This window comes from Ferrovum myxofaciens (assembly GCF_013181415.1).
Lineage (GTDB): Bacteria > Pseudomonadota > Gammaproteobacteria > Burkholderiales > Ferrovaceae > Ferrovum > Ferrovum myxofaciens.
Window position 1 is genome coordinate 1,568,866 of the sequence record NZ_CP053676.1, and the last position, 18,402, is coordinate 1,587,267.

19 protein-coding genes and 1 tRNA gene are annotated in these 18,402 nt (G+C 56.3%); 8 read left to right on the plus strand and 12 right to left on the minus strand.

Annotation, left to right across the window (positions count from 1 at the left end; genetic code table 11):
- Positions 1 to 9: 9 nt before the first annotated feature.
- Complete coding sequence (locus tag HO274_RS07705; protein WP_031596500.1) at positions 10 to 390, plus strand: RidA family protein; 381 nt, start codon at positions 10 to 12, stop codon at positions 388 to 390.
- A 1-nt stretch (position 391) separates the two neighbouring features.
- Here HO274_RS07705 and HO274_RS07710 read toward each other — a convergent pair.
- Positions 392 to 465 (minus strand) — tRNA-Gly (locus HO274_RS07710).
- Between the two features lie 34 nt (positions 466 to 499).
- Between HO274_RS07710 and mutY the strand changes: the two genes are divergently transcribed.
- The 6 genes from mutY to ilvD all read left to right on the plus strand — a co-directional run bounded on the left by mutY (position 500) and on the right by ilvD (position 9,228).
- A complete protein-coding gene (mutY, locus tag HO274_RS07715) occupies positions 500 to 1,543 on the plus strand; it encodes an A/G-specific adenine glycosylase (RefSeq protein WP_273118413.1) in 1,044 nt (347 codons plus the stop codon).
- Between the two features lie 255 nt (positions 1,544 to 1,798).
- Positions 1,799 to 3,439, plus strand: coding sequence for an NADH-quinone oxidoreductase subunit L (locus HO274_RS07720; RefSeq protein WP_273118416.1), 1,641 nt, complete (start codon positions 1,799 to 1,801; stop codon positions 3,437 to 3,439).
- Positions 3,436 to 6,036 (plus strand): YbcC family protein, encoded by a 2,601-nt coding sequence (locus tag HO274_RS07725; RefSeq protein WP_273118418.1) that lies wholly within the window; start codon positions 3,436 to 3,438, stop codon positions 6,034 to 6,036. Before HO274_RS07720 ends, HO274_RS07725 begins: the two co-directional genes overlap by 4 nt.
- A 37-nt stretch (positions 6,037 to 6,073) precedes the next feature.
- A complete protein-coding gene (locus HO274_RS07730) occupies positions 6,074 to 6,925 on the plus strand; it encodes a DUF6671 family protein (RefSeq protein WP_420537401.1) in 852 nt (283 codons plus the stop codon).
- 21 nt (positions 6,926 to 6,946) lie between these two features.
- Complete coding sequence (locus HO274_RS07735; protein WP_273118424.1) at positions 6,947 to 7,504, plus strand: hypothetical protein; 558 nt, start codon at positions 6,947 to 6,949, stop codon at positions 7,502 to 7,504.
- 50 nt (positions 7,505 to 7,554) lie between these two features.
- A complete protein-coding gene (gene ilvD, locus HO274_RS07740) occupies positions 7,555 to 9,228 on the plus strand; it encodes a dihydroxy-acid dehydratase (protein WP_420537402.1) in 1,674 nt (557 codons plus the stop codon).
- 88 nt (positions 9,229 to 9,316) lie between these two features.
- On the opposite strand, the gene HO274_RS07745 is transcribed toward ilvD, so the two are convergent.
- Positions 9,317 to 10,237, minus strand: a complete 921-nt coding sequence (locus HO274_RS07745) for a LysR family transcriptional regulator (protein WP_031596505.1) — start codon at positions 10,235 to 10,237, stop codon at positions 9,317 to 9,319.
- A 199-nt stretch (positions 10,238 to 10,436) separates the two neighbouring features.
- Between HO274_RS07745 and HO274_RS07750 the strand changes: the two genes are divergently transcribed.
- On the plus strand, positions 10,437 to 11,462 hold the full coding sequence (locus tag HO274_RS07750; RefSeq protein WP_273118433.1) for a hypothetical protein: 1,026 nt from the start codon (positions 10,437 to 10,439) through the stop codon (positions 11,460 to 11,462).
- Positions 11,463 to 11,468: 6 nt separating this feature from the next.
- Here HO274_RS07750 and HO274_RS07755 read toward each other — a convergent pair whose 3' ends face one another.
- From HO274_RS07755 to HO274_RS07800, 10 genes are all read right to left on the minus strand, one after another.
- On the minus strand, positions 11,469 to 12,512 hold the full coding sequence (locus HO274_RS07755) for an L-threonylcarbamoyladenylate synthase (protein ID WP_273118437.1): 1,044 nt from the start codon (positions 12,510 to 12,512) through the stop codon (positions 11,469 to 11,471).
- An 80-nt stretch (positions 12,513 to 12,592) separates the two neighbouring features.
- A complete protein-coding gene (locus HO274_RS07760; RefSeq protein WP_273118440.1) occupies positions 12,593 to 14,923 on the minus strand; it encodes a nitric oxide reductase activation protein NorD in 2,331 nt (776 codons plus the stop codon).
- Positions 14,924 to 14,960: 37 nt separating this feature from the next.
- Positions 14,961 to 15,764 (minus strand): CbbQ/NirQ/NorQ/GpvN family protein, encoded by an 804-nt coding sequence (locus HO274_RS07765; RefSeq protein WP_273118442.1) that lies wholly within the window; start codon positions 15,762 to 15,764, stop codon positions 14,961 to 14,963.
- A 63-nt stretch (positions 15,765 to 15,827) separates the two neighbouring features.
- Positions 15,828 to 16,037, minus strand: coding sequence for a hypothetical protein (locus HO274_RS07770; RefSeq protein ID WP_273118444.1), 210 nt, complete (start codon positions 16,035 to 16,037; stop codon positions 15,828 to 15,830).
- Positions 16,028 to 16,663 (minus strand): ParA family partition ATPase, encoded by a 636-nt coding sequence (parA, locus tag HO274_RS07775; protein ID WP_273118446.1) that lies wholly within the window; start codon positions 16,661 to 16,663, stop codon positions 16,028 to 16,030. Before parA ends, HO274_RS07770 begins: the two co-directional genes overlap by 10 nt.
- Before the next feature lie 21 nt (positions 16,664 to 16,684).
- Positions 16,685 to 16,966: a hypothetical protein gene (locus tag HO274_RS07780; RefSeq protein WP_273118448.1), complete on the minus strand. Its 282-nt coding sequence runs from the start codon at positions 16,964 to 16,966 to the stop codon at positions 16,685 to 16,687.
- A 4-nt stretch (positions 16,967 to 16,970) separates the two neighbouring features.
- The gene (locus tag HO274_RS07785; RefSeq protein ID WP_273122287.1) at positions 16,971 to 17,405 is read right to left on the minus strand and encodes a ferritin-like domain-containing protein; all 435 of its coding nucleotides are present in this window, start codon (positions 17,403 to 17,405) and stop codon (positions 16,971 to 16,973) included.
- Positions 17,406 to 17,422: 17 nt separating this feature from the next.
- On the minus strand, positions 17,423 to 17,764 hold the full coding sequence (locus HO274_RS07790; RefSeq protein WP_031596514.1) for an alpha-carboxysome major shell protein CsoS1: 342 nt from the start codon (positions 17,762 to 17,764) through the stop codon (positions 17,423 to 17,425).
- Between the two features lie 42 nt (positions 17,765 to 17,806).
- Entirely contained in the window at positions 17,807 to 18,103 is a 297-nt protein-coding gene (locus tag HO274_RS07795; protein ID WP_031596516.1) for an alpha-carboxysome major shell protein CsoS1, read from the minus strand.
- 31 nt (positions 18,104 to 18,134) lie between these two features.
- The gene (locus HO274_RS07800; RefSeq protein ID WP_420537354.1) at positions 18,135 to 18,401 is read right to left on the minus strand and encodes a carboxysome peptide B; all 267 of its coding nucleotides are present in this window, start codon (positions 18,399 to 18,401) and stop codon (positions 18,135 to 18,137) included.
- Position 18,402 lies beyond the last annotated feature (1 nt).

Genomic DNA, 18,402 nt, shown 5'->3' on the forward strand with positions numbered 1-18,402 from the left:
TGGAGCCCCATGTCTAAAACCATTTTATCTACTTCCTCCGCTCCCGCCGCCATCGGTACCTATTCCCAAGCTGTTCAGGTGGGTTCCACCGTCTATCTGTCGGGTCAAATCGGGCTCGACCCCACCACCATGATCCTGGAAGAAGGCATCGATGCCCAAATAGAACGGGTTCTGACCAACCTGCAGGCAGTCACCCAGGCCGCAGGGGGAAGTTTGAACAACCTGGTTCGAGTCACGGTATACCTCACGGATCTGGCGAATTTTTCCAAAGTCAACGAGGCCATGGCCCGGCACTTGAGCAGCCCTTATCCCGCCCGTGCCGCCGTGGGCGTGGCCTCGCTACCTCGTGGGGCTTTGGTGGAAATGGACGGAATCATGGTCTTGGCATGACTGGAGCGGGTGAAGGGAATCGAACCCTCGTCTTAAGCATGGGAAGCTTCTGCTCTGCCATTGAGCTACACCCGCACCGAACTTGAACCCGGATTCTAACCGATTTACCATGAATTGTCCCGCGCCCCCCTCGACTTTCTTCGCGCAAATACTGGTGGCCTGGCAACATCAACACGGTCGCCACGACTTGCCCTGGCAAGGCACCCAGGAAGCTTACCGGATCTGGGTCTCGGAAATCATGTTGCAACAGACCCAGGTCGGCACGGTCATTCCCTTTTACCAGCGCTTCATGACCGCTTTTCCCGATGTGGTGGATTTGGCCCGAGCCGACCTGGAAACCGTGTTGGGCCACTGGGCCGGACTGGGATATTATGCCCGTGGCCGTCATCTCCACCGTGCGGCTCAGGAAATCGTTCAACAGGGATTTTTTCCTCGATCCCCCGAAGAACTACAAAAACTTCCCGGCATTGGGCGTTCCACTGCTGCCGCCATTGCCGTATTTGCCTTTGGACGACGCGCAGCCATTCTGGATGGGAACGTCAAACGTGTTCTGGGACGTTTCTTTGCATTGGACAACCCGGGAGACGCCGAGTTATGGGCGCTGGCCGAATCTCAACTGCCAGATCGGCATTTGGAAGCCTATACTCAGGGTTTGATGGATTTGGGAAGCCTGCTCTGCACGCGCGCACGCCCCCAATGTACGACTTGTCCTCTTCAGCCCCAATGCCAGGCATACCTGCGCGGAGAAACCCTGCGTTATCCCACCCCACGCCGAAAAGCCGTCCGTTCCCAACGTCATCATCGTCTCTTGTTGCTTTGCACGCCAGAGAGACAATGGCTGATGGAAAAACGCCCCGCTCCGGGCGTATGGGGAGGATTATGGAGTTTCCCCATGGAAATCATGGACTCACAGCCTGCCGGTCACTCCCTGACTCTCGATCTCGCTCCCTATCCGGAACTTGAACCCCCTCCCTTCATTCACCGTCTCACCCATTTTGACTGGCACCTGACCCCCCGTGCGTTCAAGGTCAGGGACACTGTCCCTCCCTCTTCATCCTCCCCATGGCATTGGGGATCTCTTTCGGAACTGATGACCTATCCTCTCCCTGCACCGATTCGCCAACTTCTACATGGCTTGACGCGAAAGCTGTGATGCCCGGTTGGCATCAACCGCAACTCCTCGATTTTACCAGTTCCCTATATTCGCAGACTTTTTCGGCAGCCTGCTAAAGATCCAAATTTGGAACAGGATCACTTTACGTTAAATTATTATAAATGATAATAATTAACACATTTAACTTTTGTTAATTGAATTGTTTCGCCATAATGAAATTCAGACATCGCTCCCTGTGCGCGTCGACGAACCCCCTTTAAGAGGATCTCAACCATGTTATATACGGAGATTGTCATGCTATCAAATCTGAATTTCATTATCCTTGCACTCATCTCTGCGGTACCGTTGCTACTTTGGGTAATGGGCATGTTCGGGAGCATTCTGTCTGGCGAACATGCCCAGCGTATGGCACGTCTAAGCAACGGCGCCGCTGGGTTGTCCTTCATCTGCGCGGCCCTTGCCGCACTACTGTATGCGGCCGACGGGAACTCACTGACGGTGACCCCGTTCTCCTTTGCATTGCCCGGAAACATGGGGGCATTAGCCCTGAGCATCTATATCAATGCAGTCACGGTGTTAATGCTCTCTCTGGTTTCTTTCGTCGGATTCGTGGTCTCCCGCTACGCGCGCAACTATCTCCAAGGAGAAAAAAATCAGGGGCGATTTTATACCTGGCTGAATCTCACGCTCGCCTCCATCCTGACATTGATCATTTCCGGCAACATGCTGATGTTCGTCTTGGTATGGATGACCACCAGCCTTTGTTTGCATCACCTCCTGATGTTCTATCCGGAGCGAACGGGCGCCGTACTCGCAGCGCGTAAAAAAATCATTGCCAGCCGGGTTGGCGAGGTTGGCCTGCTGATCGCCGTATTGCTCATCGGCTCCACCCTGCACACCATGGAGTTTGAGACGGTTTTTCATACCATGGCAACAATGACCGGACCGTTGCCAGCCGCACTCCAATGGGCTAGCGGGCTCATTGTACTGGCCGCAGCCCTGAAATCGGCTCAATTTCCTCTGCAAGGCTGGTTGATCCAGGTAATGGAAGCCCCTACCCCTGTGTCGGCCCTGTTGCATGCGGGCATTGTCAATGGAGGAGCTTTTCTGATCATTCGCATGAGCCCGCTCATGTCCCAGTCCGTCAACGCCTCTAACGCCCTGGCCATCATCGGCCTCATTACGATCGCTACTGCCGGGTTGATCATGCTGACCCAAACCAGTATCAAGGTATTCCTGGCCTGGACGACCACTGCCCAGATGGGTTTCATGTTGCTGGAATGCGGTCTTGGGTTGTATAGCCTGGCGATGCTGCACCTGGTGACGCATTCCTTATATAAGGCGCATGCCTTTTTATCCTCGGGCAGCGGCGTGGATATCTTCCGCGCACCAGCCGTGCGCTCCGCCCAGTCCACACCAACTTTCTGGCAGTGGCTCGTCGTACTCGCCTTCGCGAGTCTCATGACAATCGGTGTCGGTGCTGCCTTTGGAGTGGCGCTGGAGAGTCAGCCCGCTCTCTATGCATTGGGCACAATCGTCACTGTGGCCATGACTCAACTATTGCTCCAGTCTTTCAAGGCGGGGATGGGGGCTGCGTTCACCCTACGTACGGCCGGTCTCAGCGCTTTGGTCTGTACCGCTTATTTCAGCCTGCATGCCGCATTTCATTTCATGCTGGAAACAAGCCTCCCGGCCATACGAATGGTCACCAGTCCCACTCAATTCGCCCTCGTCGGACTGGTGATGCTGACATTTTTTTCCATCCTCCTGATTCAGCAGAACTTGCCCAACTTGGCGAAATACCCGATGGCACGCAGGACCTACGTGCATCTCTATAACGGATTGTATGTCGATATTCCGTTCTCGCGGCTGTTGCAACGCTTTTGGCCAACACAAGCCGTTCCCCATGCGCCACCGAAAGGAGTCCAATCATGAACCGCACAACAAGCATTCCTTTGCACTCAACTGTCAGAACCATGGACTTCAATGCTGACGATACCGATGCAATCAGCAGGATCCGTGTTGTTTATAACTCCGCTTCGCTTAAAGCCGTGGTGGAATCGGCATGCCAGCGGATCGTGCCGCTCTGGCCACTTAACGCCTTCGTGGCGGTCAGCCCCTATTTTGGCCTGCGTCATCAGGATTTCGAGCAGGCCGGCGAAACCCTCGCCAGAGCGGCAGGTTCCCCTCTGGTCATGCCACGGCGTTACTATCAGGAGCAAATCTCCACAGGTCGCATTGCTCGCACTGACCTGGAACAGTCACTCCGGCAACATGGCCTCGCGCTCGATACCGCCACATTGGAAAAGGCCATCGCCAGCGATACCTCTCCCCCTATAGGCCAAATTGCACTGGTTTCAAATGTCCTTGAAGACCTGGACGGTACTTCATGGACCGGATTTGTCATAGAACGAATCAGCCAGTTTTCTGCCGCTTATTTCGATCAAGGCCAGGCCATCTGGCCGATGCCCTGGCGGAAAGAGTCTCTCTACGAGGCATGGCGCCATTTTGCAGAAATTGATCTGGCCCCCGGTATGATGGGCTTGCGGGAGATCAGGAGCGCAATCGCAGCACTGCCTGATCTGCCTATGGACACGATTGCTCTGGCTCTACAGAGACTCAGCATCCCAACGGACAGGACGGATGATTTTCTTCATGCCACCTTACTGAATATCGGCGGTTGGGCAGCATGGACACGTTACCTCCGCTGGGAACAGGAATTAGTGGGAGGACAGGAGGACTCCATCGTCGATCTGCTGGCCATCCGGCTTGCCTGGGAACTGATTCTGTTCAATACGCGGCAGACTCCAAAACTGGAGGATGCCTGGCGGCATGCGGTGCAAACCATGGGGCAAGCCCCTGCACGCAGCACGCAAGCTCATATGCAAATGGACTTTGTGCTGCAAACGGCTTTTGAACTGGGTTACCAGAAAAAAATCATTGCGGAACTTGCCAACCCTGCCCGGCAAGCAATAACGAAGCCTGACCCTGTCCGTCCCGCCGTGCAGGCCGCATTCTGCATTGATGTGCGATCGGAAGTGTTTCGCAGGGGTTTGGAAACCGTTGCCCCCACTGTGCAAACCGTGGGCTTTGCCGGATTTTTTGGCGCTTTCATGGAATATGTACCTTTAGGGGCATCTGATGCGCGGATGCACATGCCTGTGCTACTGACGCCCGGCTACCGGGTCCACGAGCATATTCACGGGGCCAGCGACCAGGAAGTGGGAAAAGCCATCAACCGCCGCCATCAGCGTCTGCACAGCGCCAATACCTGGAAAGCTTTCAAGAGTTCACCCTCTTCCTGTTTTTCGTTTGTAGAATCGGCGGGCCTGCTTTATGGCCCGAAACTGCTAGGCGACAGTTTCGGGTGGAGCCGTACCGTGCCCCATCCAGAGACCAAAGGAATCGCCTCCGAGTTACGCAACCGTCTCGCTCCAACATTGGAGGCAGTCTCTCATGGGCATGAAATAACCCAAACCCGACAGAAATCAACCCAGAACCCGACAGTGGGTATCCCCATGGAAAATCGCGGCGCCTCGGCAGAAATGATTTTAAAGGCCATGTCGATGACCAGCAATTTCGCACGCTTGATTTTGCTGGTTGGGCACGGAAGCAGCACAGTCAACAATCCTCATGCCACAGGACTTGATTGCGGGGCTTGTGCAGGCCAGACCGGTGAAGTCAGCGCCCGGGTCATCGCTGCATTGCTGAATGATCCAAAAGTGCGCAAAGAACTTGCACAGAAGGGCATTTCCATACCGTCGGATACCCGGTTTGTACCTGCGTTGCATGACACGACCCTTGACAAGATCACCTTGTTCGACATCGAAGGGCTGGAATCGACTCACGCACCCGATCTGAAACAACTGAGCAAGTGGCTCGCTCAAGCCGGACAACTGGCACGCATGGAACGGTCCCATTTGCTTGGCATCTCGAATCCGTCTCCAGAGATCGTCGACTCGCTGATCCATGAACGCAGCCGGGACTGGTCGCAAGTTTTTCCGGAATGGGGTCTTGCCGGCAATGCCGCGTTCATTGCTGCACCCCGTTCCAGAACCACAGGCATTGATCTTTCCGGAAGGGCATTTTTGCATGACTACGAGTGGCGCAAGGATGAAGGCTTCGGTGTTCTGGAACTCATCATGACCGCACCGATGGTGGTCGCCAACTGGATCAACATGCAGTATTACGGATCCGTCGTTGACAACCAAAGATTCGGCAGCGGCAATAAAGTGCTGCACAACATCGTGGGCGGAGCCATCGGCGTATTCGAAGGCAATGGGGGTGACTTGCGTGTCGGCCTTCCGCTGCAGTCGCTCCATGATGGCAAGCGGTGGGTGCATGAACCCTTGCGATTGAACGTATTTCTCGAAGCGCCGAAAGCAGAGATCGATCGAATCATTGCCAAACATGAGCTCGTGCGCGAACTCGTCGAGAATCGATGGCTGTTCCTTTTTCAAATCGACGACGAACACGGAGGCATCTACCAGCGCAATACGGACGGGCAATGGCAACGAATGACGCCCAATTGAAACCAGAGCCGCACTCACCGTGCAGGATGGGAAAGTCATGAGTTCAGGAAAATCCGTCTACAACGGCTCAACTGCGGCCCTGCTCACCCAGCATGGCAAGGAACGGGTGATCGCGCCGGTGCTGGATATTGCCCTGGCTTGTCGGGTCGAGCGGGTAAGCGGCTTCGATACTGATACCCTGGGCACCTTCACCCGCGAGATTCCACGTCCAGGTACTCAACTGGAAGCGGCGCGCAAGAAGGCGCGCATTGGCATGGAACTGTCCGGCCTTCCGCTGGGACTGGCGAGCGAGGGGAGTTTCGGGCCTGATCCCTTCACCGGGATGTTCTCCTGGAACATGGAGATGATCGTCTGGATCGATGATACGCTGGGCATCGAGGTGGTCGGTGTAGCCTCGGGACCAGCCAGTTTCTCTCATCGGCTCACCGCAAAATGGGAGGATGCCGAGGAATTCGCACGCCAGGCCGGATTCCCCGAGCACCATCTGGTGGTGCGCCCGCAAGGCGAAGAGGACCCGCGTATTCGCAAGGGAATTTCTGCTTGGGCGGAACTTGAGGCCGTCTTTCCTTGGGCGCTCGCAGAATCGACCAACGGGCAGGTATTCATCGAAACCGACGTGCGCGCCGATGCCAATCCCGCGCGCATGGAGAAGATCGGCCAAGCCGCCCGAGACCTCACACGCAAACTTTGCACACTCTGTCCCATCTGCAACGCCCCCGGCTTTCAACTGGCCGAGCACATCCCTGGCCTGCCCTGTGAATATTGCGGCACCCCAACCCAAGAAGCCCGAGCCGACATCCACCGTTGCGTCAGGTGCCACCACCAAGTGACGGCAGAGCGCCCGGAGAAAGTGGCGCAGGCGGGCCGCTGCGACTTCTGCAACCCGTGAAATTTATAAAATGGACGTGCCATGAAAATCAATTCCAATGAAGCGCAGATCGGTCGAGTAACAAACCTGCTTCTTTTCGTACGCACCACGGATGATCTTGCCCGCTCCTGCAGGCAGGTGGAAGAATTTTTCGCGTTTTGTCGCAATCGCCAAAGCGGTTCATTCGCCGACGGACGGCTCCTGGGAGCTTGGATTGATGAGCACGCAGTTACCGAACTCCCGCAGGAGATGGAACTGCGGTTATCCACCAACGATGTCGTCATGCTGGCGGTGCGGGAAACTTTTTCCTTGTGGGGGGTCTGGTCGGTCGCGTCGATCGAGCCGATGTGCATGGAAACAAAGGCTGGCGTGGAACTATCCCACGATAGGGTGTTCGATGCGCTGTTCGCGTTTACGCGAGGCGACAGCGAGAGTATCGGCCGCTATTCACCCGCCTTCGCCCACGATACATCAAAGAAACAGGTTCGCGCCGAAATCAAACGACTCAATACCCGTTACCCGCTTCGGATCGAGCAGCCGATCTATTACGACCCGGTCACAGGCGAGTTGTCCTTGCAGAACGAACGATTGCACCATTGACGACAAAATGACCAGACTTTGCTGTAGCTTGAATTCTTAGGAGAATCATGATGACCGACAACCGAAGAAGCAAAATTGTCACCCAGGGCGTACAGCGCTCGCCCAACCGCGCCCTGCTGCGCGCGGTTGGGTTTAGTGATAATGACTTCACAAAACCCATCGTCGGTGTGGCGAACGCGCACAGCACCATTACACCCTGCAATATGGGCATCGGTGCATTGGCCGTGCGCGCGGAAGTTGCCCTCAAAGCGGCCGGTGCAATGCCGCAAACGTTTGGCACCATCACCATTTCCGACGGCATTTCGATGGGCACCGAGGGGATGAAATATTCTCTGGTGTCGCGCGAAGTGATCGCCGATTCCATTGAAACGGTGTGCAACGGCCAGAGCCTGGACGGCGTGCTCGCCATCGGCGGCTGCGACAAGAACATGCCGGGCGCGATGATCGCTATCGCGCGTCTGAATATCCCGGCGATATTTGTCTACGGCGGCACCATCAAGCCAGGGCATTACAAGGGCCATGATCTCACCATCATAAGTGCCTTTGAGGCGGTCGGCCAGTACACCGCGCATAAAATTGACGAACAGGAACTGCTGGAAATCGAACGACGTGCCTGCCCTGGTGCGGGTTCCTGTGGCGGCATGTTTACCGCCAACACCATGTCTTCCATCTTCGATGCCATGGGCATGAGCCTGCCGTACTCCTCCACCATGACGAACGAGGGCGAAGAAAAGGCCGTGAGCACGGAGCAATCTGCAAAAATTTTGGTGAATGCGATCAGGAAACAAATCCTGCCGCGCCAGATATTGACGCGCCAGTCCTTTGAAAACGCCATTGCAGTGGCCATGGCCGTGGGTGGCTCCACCAATGCAGTGTTGCATCTGCTCGCCATTGCGCACGCCGCACAGGTGCCGCTCACGATTGATGACTTCGAGACCATACGTGCGCGCGTGCCGGTATTGTGCGATATAAAACCGTCGGGCCGTTATGTCGCCACCGATCTGCACCGGGCGGGCGGCATTCCACAGGTGATGAAGATATTGCTCGCACACGGCGTGTTGCACGGTGATGCGCTGACTATCACCGGTCAGACCATTGCGGAAATTTTAAAGGATGTATCAGCGGAGCCTGGAGAGGATCAGGATGTGATTCGACCGTGGGATAATCCCATGTATGCGCAAGGACACCTTGCCATCCTGAAGGGCAATCTCGCGCCAGAAGGCGCGGTAGCGAAAATCACCGGTTTCAAACTGGTTAAGATCACCGGCCCGGCACGCGTATTTGAGTCAGAGGAGTCTTGCATGACAGCGATCCTGGCGCAGAAAATCAAACCCGGCGATATTGTGGTTATTCGCTACGAAGGCCCCAAGGGCGGGCCCGGCATGCGAGAAATGCTTTCGCCTACCTCCACCCTTGTCGGTGAAGGCTTGGGGAATTCGGTCGGTCTCATCACCGACGGGCGATTTTCAGGCGGCACCTACGGCATGGTAGTCGGGCATGTCGCGCCAGAAGCCGCAATGGGCGGCACGATTGCACTGGTCAACGAAGGGGACTCGATTACCATCGACGCAGGACAGAACTTGCTGCAACTCAATCTGCCTGACGAAGAAATCGCGCGCCGCCGCGTTGCTTGGCTGCCGCCTGCGCCTCGCTACACGTGCGGCGTGTTGGCAAAATACGCCAAACTGGTGTCCTCGGCGAGCAAGGGGGCCGTAACTGATTGATGCGCCAACTCCATAATACCCGGCACACACCTCGGACGCTCAGGTGACGACTCGTGGCGGCTGCCGCTTCTTGCGCCCGGCGGGACTGCTAGGGCATGTGGAGCCTGTCAAGCCGGTGCGCGGCAGCGAACAAGTATTCCATGAATGTCTTGGTGGTCAGGGTAAGTTGCTTTCCCGCAGGATAAACTGCGTACCACTTTCGTTCCAGAGGAAAGCCGCACACGTCGAGCACCGCCAGATCCCCGCTGGCAAGTTCCGCGCTTATCGTGCTGGCGGATAGCACAGCCATGCCCAAACCACTGGCCACTACTTGCTTGATGGCCTCGTTACTACCAAACTCCATGCGCGCCTTGAGAGCGATACCATGCCGCTCGAAAAACTCCTCGGTGGCCAGGCGTGTTCCCGAACCCGGCTCGCGCAGGATGAATGGAACGTCCCTCAGGCTTGATGGAGCGATCTTCTCTTCCGGTACCAGAGGATGGTCAGCCCGGACCACTATCACCAGAGGATTGTCAGCAAAAGGTTCTGCGGCGACGTTCATGTGGGCTGGCGGCTGTCCCAGGATGTAGAGATCGTCCTGGTTGCGCGCGAGCCGTTCCAGCAAGACCTCCCGGTTACCGACGAATAGAGCAGCATCGATACCAGGATGCTTTGCGCAGAAGTCCCCCAACAGGCGGGGAATGAAGTATTTGGCAGTGGCGAGGGTGGCGAGTTTCAGACTACCCTTCTCTATTCCCTGGATCGCGGCCAGTTCCTGAGCGACACGCTCCAGTCGGTCGAACATATCTTGACAGGCCACTGTCAGTACAGTTCCTGCCTGGGTAAGATAAATCTTCTTGCCGATCTGATCGAAAAGGGGCTGACCAACGGCCTCGGCGAGTTGCCTGACCTGTATGGACAGGGCTGGCGGCGTCAGGTGAAGTTCCTCGGCAGCGCGGGCAAAACTCATGTGCCGGGCCACGGCATAGAAGATCTTGAACTGGTGCAAGGTAGCATGACGGATAGGCATGATTTATATTAAACCAAAGTAAAACACAATTGTAAACATAATTAACTTTTACTAAATCATTAAATTGTGCATAATTTTCACAGTTGCCCAGCATTCCACAAGATTTATCAAAAGTTACCTCACCTCTATTGGTATTGGCACTTGACCAGAATACTCTGCGGCACTCGTTTCTTCAATCAACAACCTGGAGGATGCTCCTATGAACCAACCCAAGGAATCTTTATATAAAAGCATCGTTCAGCAGCGTGAAATGCTCACAGAATTACTGTACGAACCATTGCACCAATTGGCGGAAGCATGTAGCCAAGTCTGGAGTGATCGCGCGAAGATGGAGGCCGTATTGAGCGAAGCGTTTTCCTCTGTGCCTTTCTGCAAATTCCTGTATGTGCTTGATACGAAGGCGGTGCAGATCACTTCCAACATAAGCAGCGATGGGTTGGTGGTGGAACATTTCGGACGGGATCGGTCAGACCGGCCCTACATGAGAGAAGCGCTGCTGGCCACAGGGTTTTTTGATAAAAACCGTGAACAGCATTACCAACAGTGGCCTTACCTGCGTGAAGGAGTTCAGGCCACCGATTTCCTGTTGTGCGAAGCCTATATCAGCCTGCGGGCGCTACGACCTTCGTTGACTGCCATTCAATTTGTGCGCAATGCCAATGGAATTGTGCTCGGTTTTATAGGTGCCGATTTTGCCTTGCGTGATTTGCCGCAGACGCACCAACTCTATGAAGAACCCCGTCACTGGCGCCAGTTCGTTGGCGACCCCTCAATTCTCGTTACGGTGTCTAACCAGACTCGTTCGAAAAGTGTGATGGACAGGCATCTGGATACGGTCCTCAGCGTAGTGGAAGAGTTGATCCTCGACCACGGCGTATATCATGTGATTCTACATTTCTCCAGCAGTCAGGCCATTGTCTGGGTGATGGATGATCCCTATCGTTATCGTGTGTTGCCCATGGATATGCTGGCTGATCCGGACAGTTGCATGGCGTATCCCAAGCGGCCGTACCCCACCGATGCGCTGGTACCTGCCCAGCAGATCCGTGCCGTGCTGGATAACCTGAGGGCACTGCGGTTCATGAATGAAATGTTATACCTGCGCTCCGGTACACTCAACATTTTCAACGGCATAGTGGGCTTGACGTTCTCCTGCGAAGGGTCACATTACATTCCATATGATGAATTTCTCAAAATGGATCATGGGTTCTGGGTAAGCGGTTGACTATGTTCAATTAACCGAATGGTCACCCACTTCTCCAAACGGCGCCGAAATGCCACGACTTGACCTTAGGGAAGAAACATGATGCGCCGAAGCAGCGCGCTCCAACCGGTCGCGCACCGCCCGCCAGTCCGCCCCGATGGGTGGTGCCTCGATCAGAATGTAGTCGAAACATTGAACATCCAGGGCACGCAGCCGCGCGTATAGTTCGCGTGCCCATCCCGCCGGGTAGTCCGGCATGCCCTTCCAGAGACAGGCATCGGGCAAAAGGAGAGCAATCCTGGACAAAACCGCAACGCGCTGCCCTTGCCCGAGGTGCCACCGCACTTCGGCTTCCAGATACGCGGGCGGAATCAGGCAGACGGGGGTTTTCGGGGCGTAATGAGAGCGCAGCATGCCCGGCACCCGCGGCGCTTCGTTTCCCGGTTGGGCGATTGGTTGCTTGAGGACGGCTTCGATCTCGGCAAGAGTGATCGCGCCAGGACGCAGCAGCCGAGGCTGATGCCCGCTCAAATCGAGGATGGTGGACTCGATGCCTACGCGGCAGGGTCCACCGTCCAGGATCAAGTCCATGGCATCCCCAAGTTCTTCTCGAACGTGCGCTGCGGTAGTGGGGCTCACCCGGCCAAAGCGGTTGGCTGAAGGAGCAGCAATTCCACCGCCAAAGACCTTGAGCAGTGCCAGGGCGAGTGGATGATCGGGAACACGCAGTCCCACTGTGTCTTGGCCGCCGGTGACGATATCGGGTACACAACTGGCGCGACGCAGGATCAGTGTGAGCGGCCCCGGCCAGTAGCGCCGTGCGAGGTGCCAAGCCATGGGTGGGATTTCCCTGGCCCAGTGAACGATCTGGTCGGGGGTCGCGACGTGAACGATCAACGGATGGTCGGCTGGTCTGCCCTTTACCGCGAAGATGCGGGCTACGGCTGCAGGATTTTCAGCGTCCGCCCCGAGGCCGTAAACGGTCTCAGTGGGAAAGGCTACGAGCCCGCCTCCACGCAAAACCTCCGCAGCCTCCTGCACATTGGAGAACATTTTTCCGGTCGAAAGCATGGATCAAGCACCACCTAACCACTTCATCCAGTGCAACGAGTGCGCCACCACCAGGCTGTTGGAACTGTCCAGCATGTTCTTCATCGCGTGAGACCCATGTACAAGAGCGGCAACTTTTCGGGCAGCCTTTGCACGTGGTCCACCACCATGTAGTTCTTCGCACCGAAAATGCGCGACACATACTGGTCGGCTCTGGGATCGAGACTCAGGCAGTAGGTGGTGATGCCAGATCGAGTCAACTCTTCCACCGCTTTCTTGGCATCGAAGCGCAGGTATTGCGGATCGCGCATGTCATTGTCAGCAGGTTCGCCATCGGTAACCACCAGCAGCAACTTCCTGCTGCTGGGTCGGCGCTTTAAAATCGAACCGGCATGGCGCATCGCCGCGCCCATGCGCGTGGATAGTTGGCCGCGCATGCCCGCCAGACGGGACTTAGCCAAGTCGTTGTAGGGCATGTCAAAATCCTTGAAGCGAAAATACTCCACGTCGTGCCGGCCATTGGAATCGAAGCCGTGGATGGCGAAGGGGTCGCCAATTTTGTCTAGGGCATTGGCCAGCAGCACCGTGGCTTCGCGCGCCAACTGCAGAACCGTGTTGTTCGAACCCAGCACGAGATCGTTGGTGGATTCGGACAGGTCGATCAACAACAGCACTGAAAGATCGCGCACCTTGCGCACGTTACGCATCATGACGCGCGGGTCGGGCTGCTCTCCCATGCGCATTTCGATCATGGCGCGCACCGCAGCATTCAGGTCGATCTCATCTCCGTCCTCCTGCTTGCGCAGGCGTTGAACACCCTGCGGTTGCATGGCTTCGATCAGATACTTGAGCCTGCCGATGATGGATTTATACTTGACCACAATGTCGTCAATGACCTCCACTTCGCCGGGTATTGGGCGCTTTTCCAACACTGTGCACCAATCCGGACGCTCCAGTTGCATCTGGTAGTCCCACTCTGCATAGTGGTAAGGCTGGGGAGGGGGTTCCTTACCTTCCAACTCGTTGTAACTCTTGCCAAGATCTTCATAGGGGAAAAGTTCGCTGGATAATACCCAGATTTCCTGCGCATCGTCACCTGCGTTCTCGACCTCGACCTCATTGGCGAACTCCATGAGGCTGACATGCTTGCGCACCTGCTTTTCCTGCCACGGGGCCATCTGTGCAAAGTCCGATACCTCGTCGAAATCCCACAGATAGCGATTGTCGTCGCGATAGGGCGCGCTCAGCATATTGGTATGCACGAAGGGTAACCGCATTTGCACCAGGTCGTGGGCAAGCGTCACGCCTATGTCCCACGCGAGATGATTGCTCGCAAGTTGGTTCAGTTGCTCGGCAAATAGCATTCTCACCTTAGCAATCAACGGATCTGGGTCTGCGTAGCCTGGGTCCAGCAACGCGCGTGCGATGCGGTTGAGATAATCACCGATGCTCGCGTTCTGGTCGGGCGTGGCGTGGTGAAGTTTTTGCCACAAAGGTGCAAGGCCGGGGAAACTATTGATCGCCAGTTGCTCCACGCGCGCGTCTTCAATGGTGCCGATAACCGTCATTTGCAAAGGCGTGAGTGCTTCGGCGGAAAGAGGTTCTTTGGTATACATCTGATGTGCGGCGGCATGGGCGCAGGCTGCCCGATAAAGTTCCACACCATCGATCTTGCTTGAAGGAAGGGCAAGGTCATCATAGGCGTCGGGCAAGTGGATGATGTAGCCCTCAATATAGGGCCGGTAGCCTTCGCGCTGCTCGAAGTCGCCGCTGGTTGGGCGCATGAAGAAATCCCGTCCCCACAAGGCGCGCAGGTACATGCCGATGCGCCGTTGCACGTCGATGAACAAGGTGCCCCTGCGTTCCTTTTGCAGCACGCCCAGGGATTCCGGGCTCTCCAAACCGAAGTATCTGATCTGGGCATCGAAATCGGTTTTGTGCGCCTGGGCGCCCCAGAGCGCCCAACGGCGCAAACCACCGAGAGTCAGTTGCCCAAGCAGGGTGCCTAGGTGATCCAGCATCGGACGGACGCCGCGCGGTGCCTGGGCGAGCAGGGTATCAATCAGGTGCAGGTAGCCCCGGAATAGTTCCGGGTCGCCCAACCGAGAGGCGGCGATTGGGCTGGAGGAAAAAACCAGAGAGATCACGGTGGCACTGGTCTTGGAATACATTTTGATGGCGGCTGCGAGCAAATCACTCACCGCGTCCTCGCCCAGTTCGCGCGTTACCGCTGGCGCGCTCTGGATAAAGGACAACACCAGATCGGTGCCACGGCCCAACGATTTCAGACCGGTTGCGCCGTGCAGATAAGCTTCCAGACCTCGCGGACTGAACACCCGAGCCGCTTCTCCCCAGGATGCACGCAATACTTCGCTGGCATGCTCGCCGAGTTCGTCCAATATATCCTGATATTTTTCGAGTTCTATGGCCATCTTGCTGCTCCGGTAAATTCCGTTGTATGGCTAGTGTCTAGAAGAAAGTCGTCACTGCCGCGTCAAGCGCATCGCGCATGTCGGGGTCGTCGGTAATCGGACGAACCAATGCGACGCGGCAGGCGTTCTGGGGATCGACCCCCTTGGCGATCAGGCTGCCTGCATACACCAGCATCCGGGTCGATATCCCTTCGTCCAGGCCGTGACCCTTGAGGTTTCTGGCGCGCTCGGCAATGGATACCAACTTGTCGGAAACTTCTCTGGGTACCCCCGTCTCGTGCGAGACGATCTCCATCTCGACCGCGTGCTCGGGATAATTGAAGTCGAGCGCACCGAAGCGCTGCTTAGTGGACTGCTTCAGGTCTTTCATCAGGCTCTGATAGCCCGGATTATAGGAAATCACCAACTGGAAATCGGGATGAGCATGAATGAGCTCTCCCTTCTTCTCCAAAGGCAATACCCTCCTGTTGTCCGTCAGGGGATGAATCACCACTGTAGTGTCCTGTCTGGCCTCTACGACTTCATCCAGATAGCAGATTGCCCCGTATCGAGCCGCGATTGCCAACGGCCCGTCCTGCCAGCGGGTTCCGCTCACATCCAGCAAAAAGCGCCCGACAAGGTCTGAAGCAGTCATGTCCTCGTTGCAGGCTACGGTGATCAGTGGCTTTCCCAACTTCCATGCCATGTATTCGACGAAACGGGTCTTGCCGCATCCTGTCGGACCTTTCAGCATCATCGGCATGCGCACGCCATAGGCAGCTTCGTACAGATCAACTTCGTCGGCAACGGTATGGTAATAGGGCTCTTGTTCTATACGGTACTGGTCGATCACGCCATTCATGGTGGCTCCTTATTAGTGGGTAACTGACGACAGGCGAGGTAGATCAGAATTACGAAATATCTCTCAGTCTGGCCAGACCCGATTCGGGTGCAATACACTCGACTCGCCGGCCTTGGCGGATACAGGCTTGACTGCGACACGCGCCGACTTCATTTTGGCGACCGGCATGACCGGAACGCTTGCTGGATCCATGTCTGGCTGCACCCCGTTTTGCTGAACCTTGACCTGGCGTACGCCTTGTACAAGTCTTGATCCCATTTTCTTCACAGACATAAGACCTCCTCAATGATCGCTTCGATATCCGCCACGGCGGTCTGGGCGCGCTTGCCCAAACCATAGACGCTCGTCCCTTCCACTGCGGCGCTACGGTAGGCCGCGCGCCGCTGCATACCAGCTTGCAATGCCGGCATATCGAATTCCGCCACTGCTTCATGCATGGCGCGAGACAGAGCATTGCGAGTCTCCACCTGATTCAGAACAAGGCAGGCTTGTAAGGCCCGATTTTTCTGTTGGGCCCGACTCACCAACGTTACCATGTCCACGCTCGCCCACAGGTCAATCGGCGAGGGCAGCACCGGGATCAGCACAAGGTCGGCTGAGGCCATCACGGCTTCGATGATCGGCCCTTGCACAGCGGGAGGGCAGTCCACCACCACGTAGCGGTGACTGCGTGCCAGTTTGGCAAGGGTGGTGACAGGGTCACTGCCAATTACCAACACCGGCGGCAGGCAGGCACACTCGGCACCCATCCCGACCCACTGGCTGACTGAGCGTTGGGGATCGGCATCCACCAGGTGGGTCGAGCCGCGCAACGCCAGACCCGCCGCCAGATTCAGAGCCAGAGTGGTCTTGCCGGTGCCGCCCTTCTGGTTGATTACCGCAATGATCCTGTCAGCCATTGCTGCCCCCATACCAGCCTGCTAGACCTTGCCCGATGCGGCCGCCAGCGTCTCCATCTCGCTGGTGAAAGCGGATACTCGCCTGTCCAGCGTGGCTAGACCCTCTGCATCAATGCTAACGACGACGTAAGTTTTGCCGAAGCTCAAATTCGGATAGTAGTCCTCGCGCCTGGACAATTTTGCCAGTTGATCCAGAAAGCGCCTTGTCTCGACGTAGTTGCCAAAATCAAAGCGCTGGTTCAATACCGGTTTGTACGCTGCTGGCGTGGCGATATCCGTGTCTTCTTCCCTAGCTTGCGCCATGATCTCACTCTCCTTTTAACTCAGACAATTGCTGATCCAATTCCTTGAGATGTCCCAACTCATCTTCCATCAAGGCACGCATCAGCGCTTGCGTTTCCCCATCCTGGCGCCTAGCGCAATAGAACGCTGCTTCTTCATAAAGCCGGATCGCTTCGATCTCAAGCCCGCGATCGATTTGAAGCATTTCCGCCAGCGTTCTACCTAGGCGAATGGGTGGCAATTGGGTCGCATTACAAGGAATACCCAAAATCAACATACGTTCCATCAAGCGCTCGGCGTGCACCAGTTCCTCGTTCACATCCCGGCGAAATTGCGCACTCTGTGCAGATAAACCCCACAGGCCGGTCAACTTGGCCTGCATCAGATATTGCTGCACAGCCGCCAGTTCGTGGCTGAGCGCACGTGACAAATAGCCACTCAAACGCGGGTCTGTATACATGCTCACGCCTTTTCCACTTAAGCGATAGCCTGACTGAGATCCCCGTCACGTCCACCCAGGCCCGTATCCGGGCTCGTTGGCAGAATGTTTTCCACCTCGTTATGCACGCGCGCAATGATGTGTGCCGCGACGAGCCCATCTCCCACCCGTTCGCACGCATCTGCACCGGCGCGCACTGCCGCGTTCACCGCACCGGTTTCGCCACGCACCAGCACGGTGACATAACCGCCACCGACGAACTGGCGTCCCACTAGGCGCACTTCCGCCGCCTTGGTCATCGCATCCGCCGCTTCAATCGCCGGCACTAGGCCGCGCGTTTCGATCATGCCCAATGCAATACCGCTCACTATGTTTGCCATGATATATTCCCTTTTTTCGTCAAGTTGTTAAGACAAAACTCTTCATGCTTCAGGCTGATTCGGCAGAATGTTTTCCACCTCGTTATGCACGCGCGCAATGATGTGTGCCGCGACCAGCCCATCTCCCACCCGTTCGCACGCATCTGCACCGGCGCGCACTGCCGCGTTCACCGCACCGGTTTCGCCACGCACCAGCACGGTGACATAACCGCCACCGACGAACTGACGTCCCACCAAGCGCACTTCCGCCGCCTTGGTCATCGCATCCGCCGCTTCAATCGCTGGCACCAGGCCCCGTGTTTCGATCATGCCCAATGCAATACCGCTTACGTTTGCCATTTTCAGTACTCCTTTTGCGTTAAAAAAATGTTTACTTACCGGTTTGGCCAGTGCCGGGGTCCCAACCATCGATAATGCCGCCGATGGTCAAATCGGTAAGAATCTTGTAATCACCCGTGGCGTAGCGCGCCGCTGAACCGCTCACGGTAATCACCCATTTGCCCGGTGGTACGCCCACCGGGTCGGCCGCCACATTGAGCCGGCCTTTGGCATCGCGTAGCACCCTGAGCGAAATACTGTACAAGCCAGGAATGCGACGTGTGGAAACCAGGTCGGAAATTACTTCCATAATTTCCATT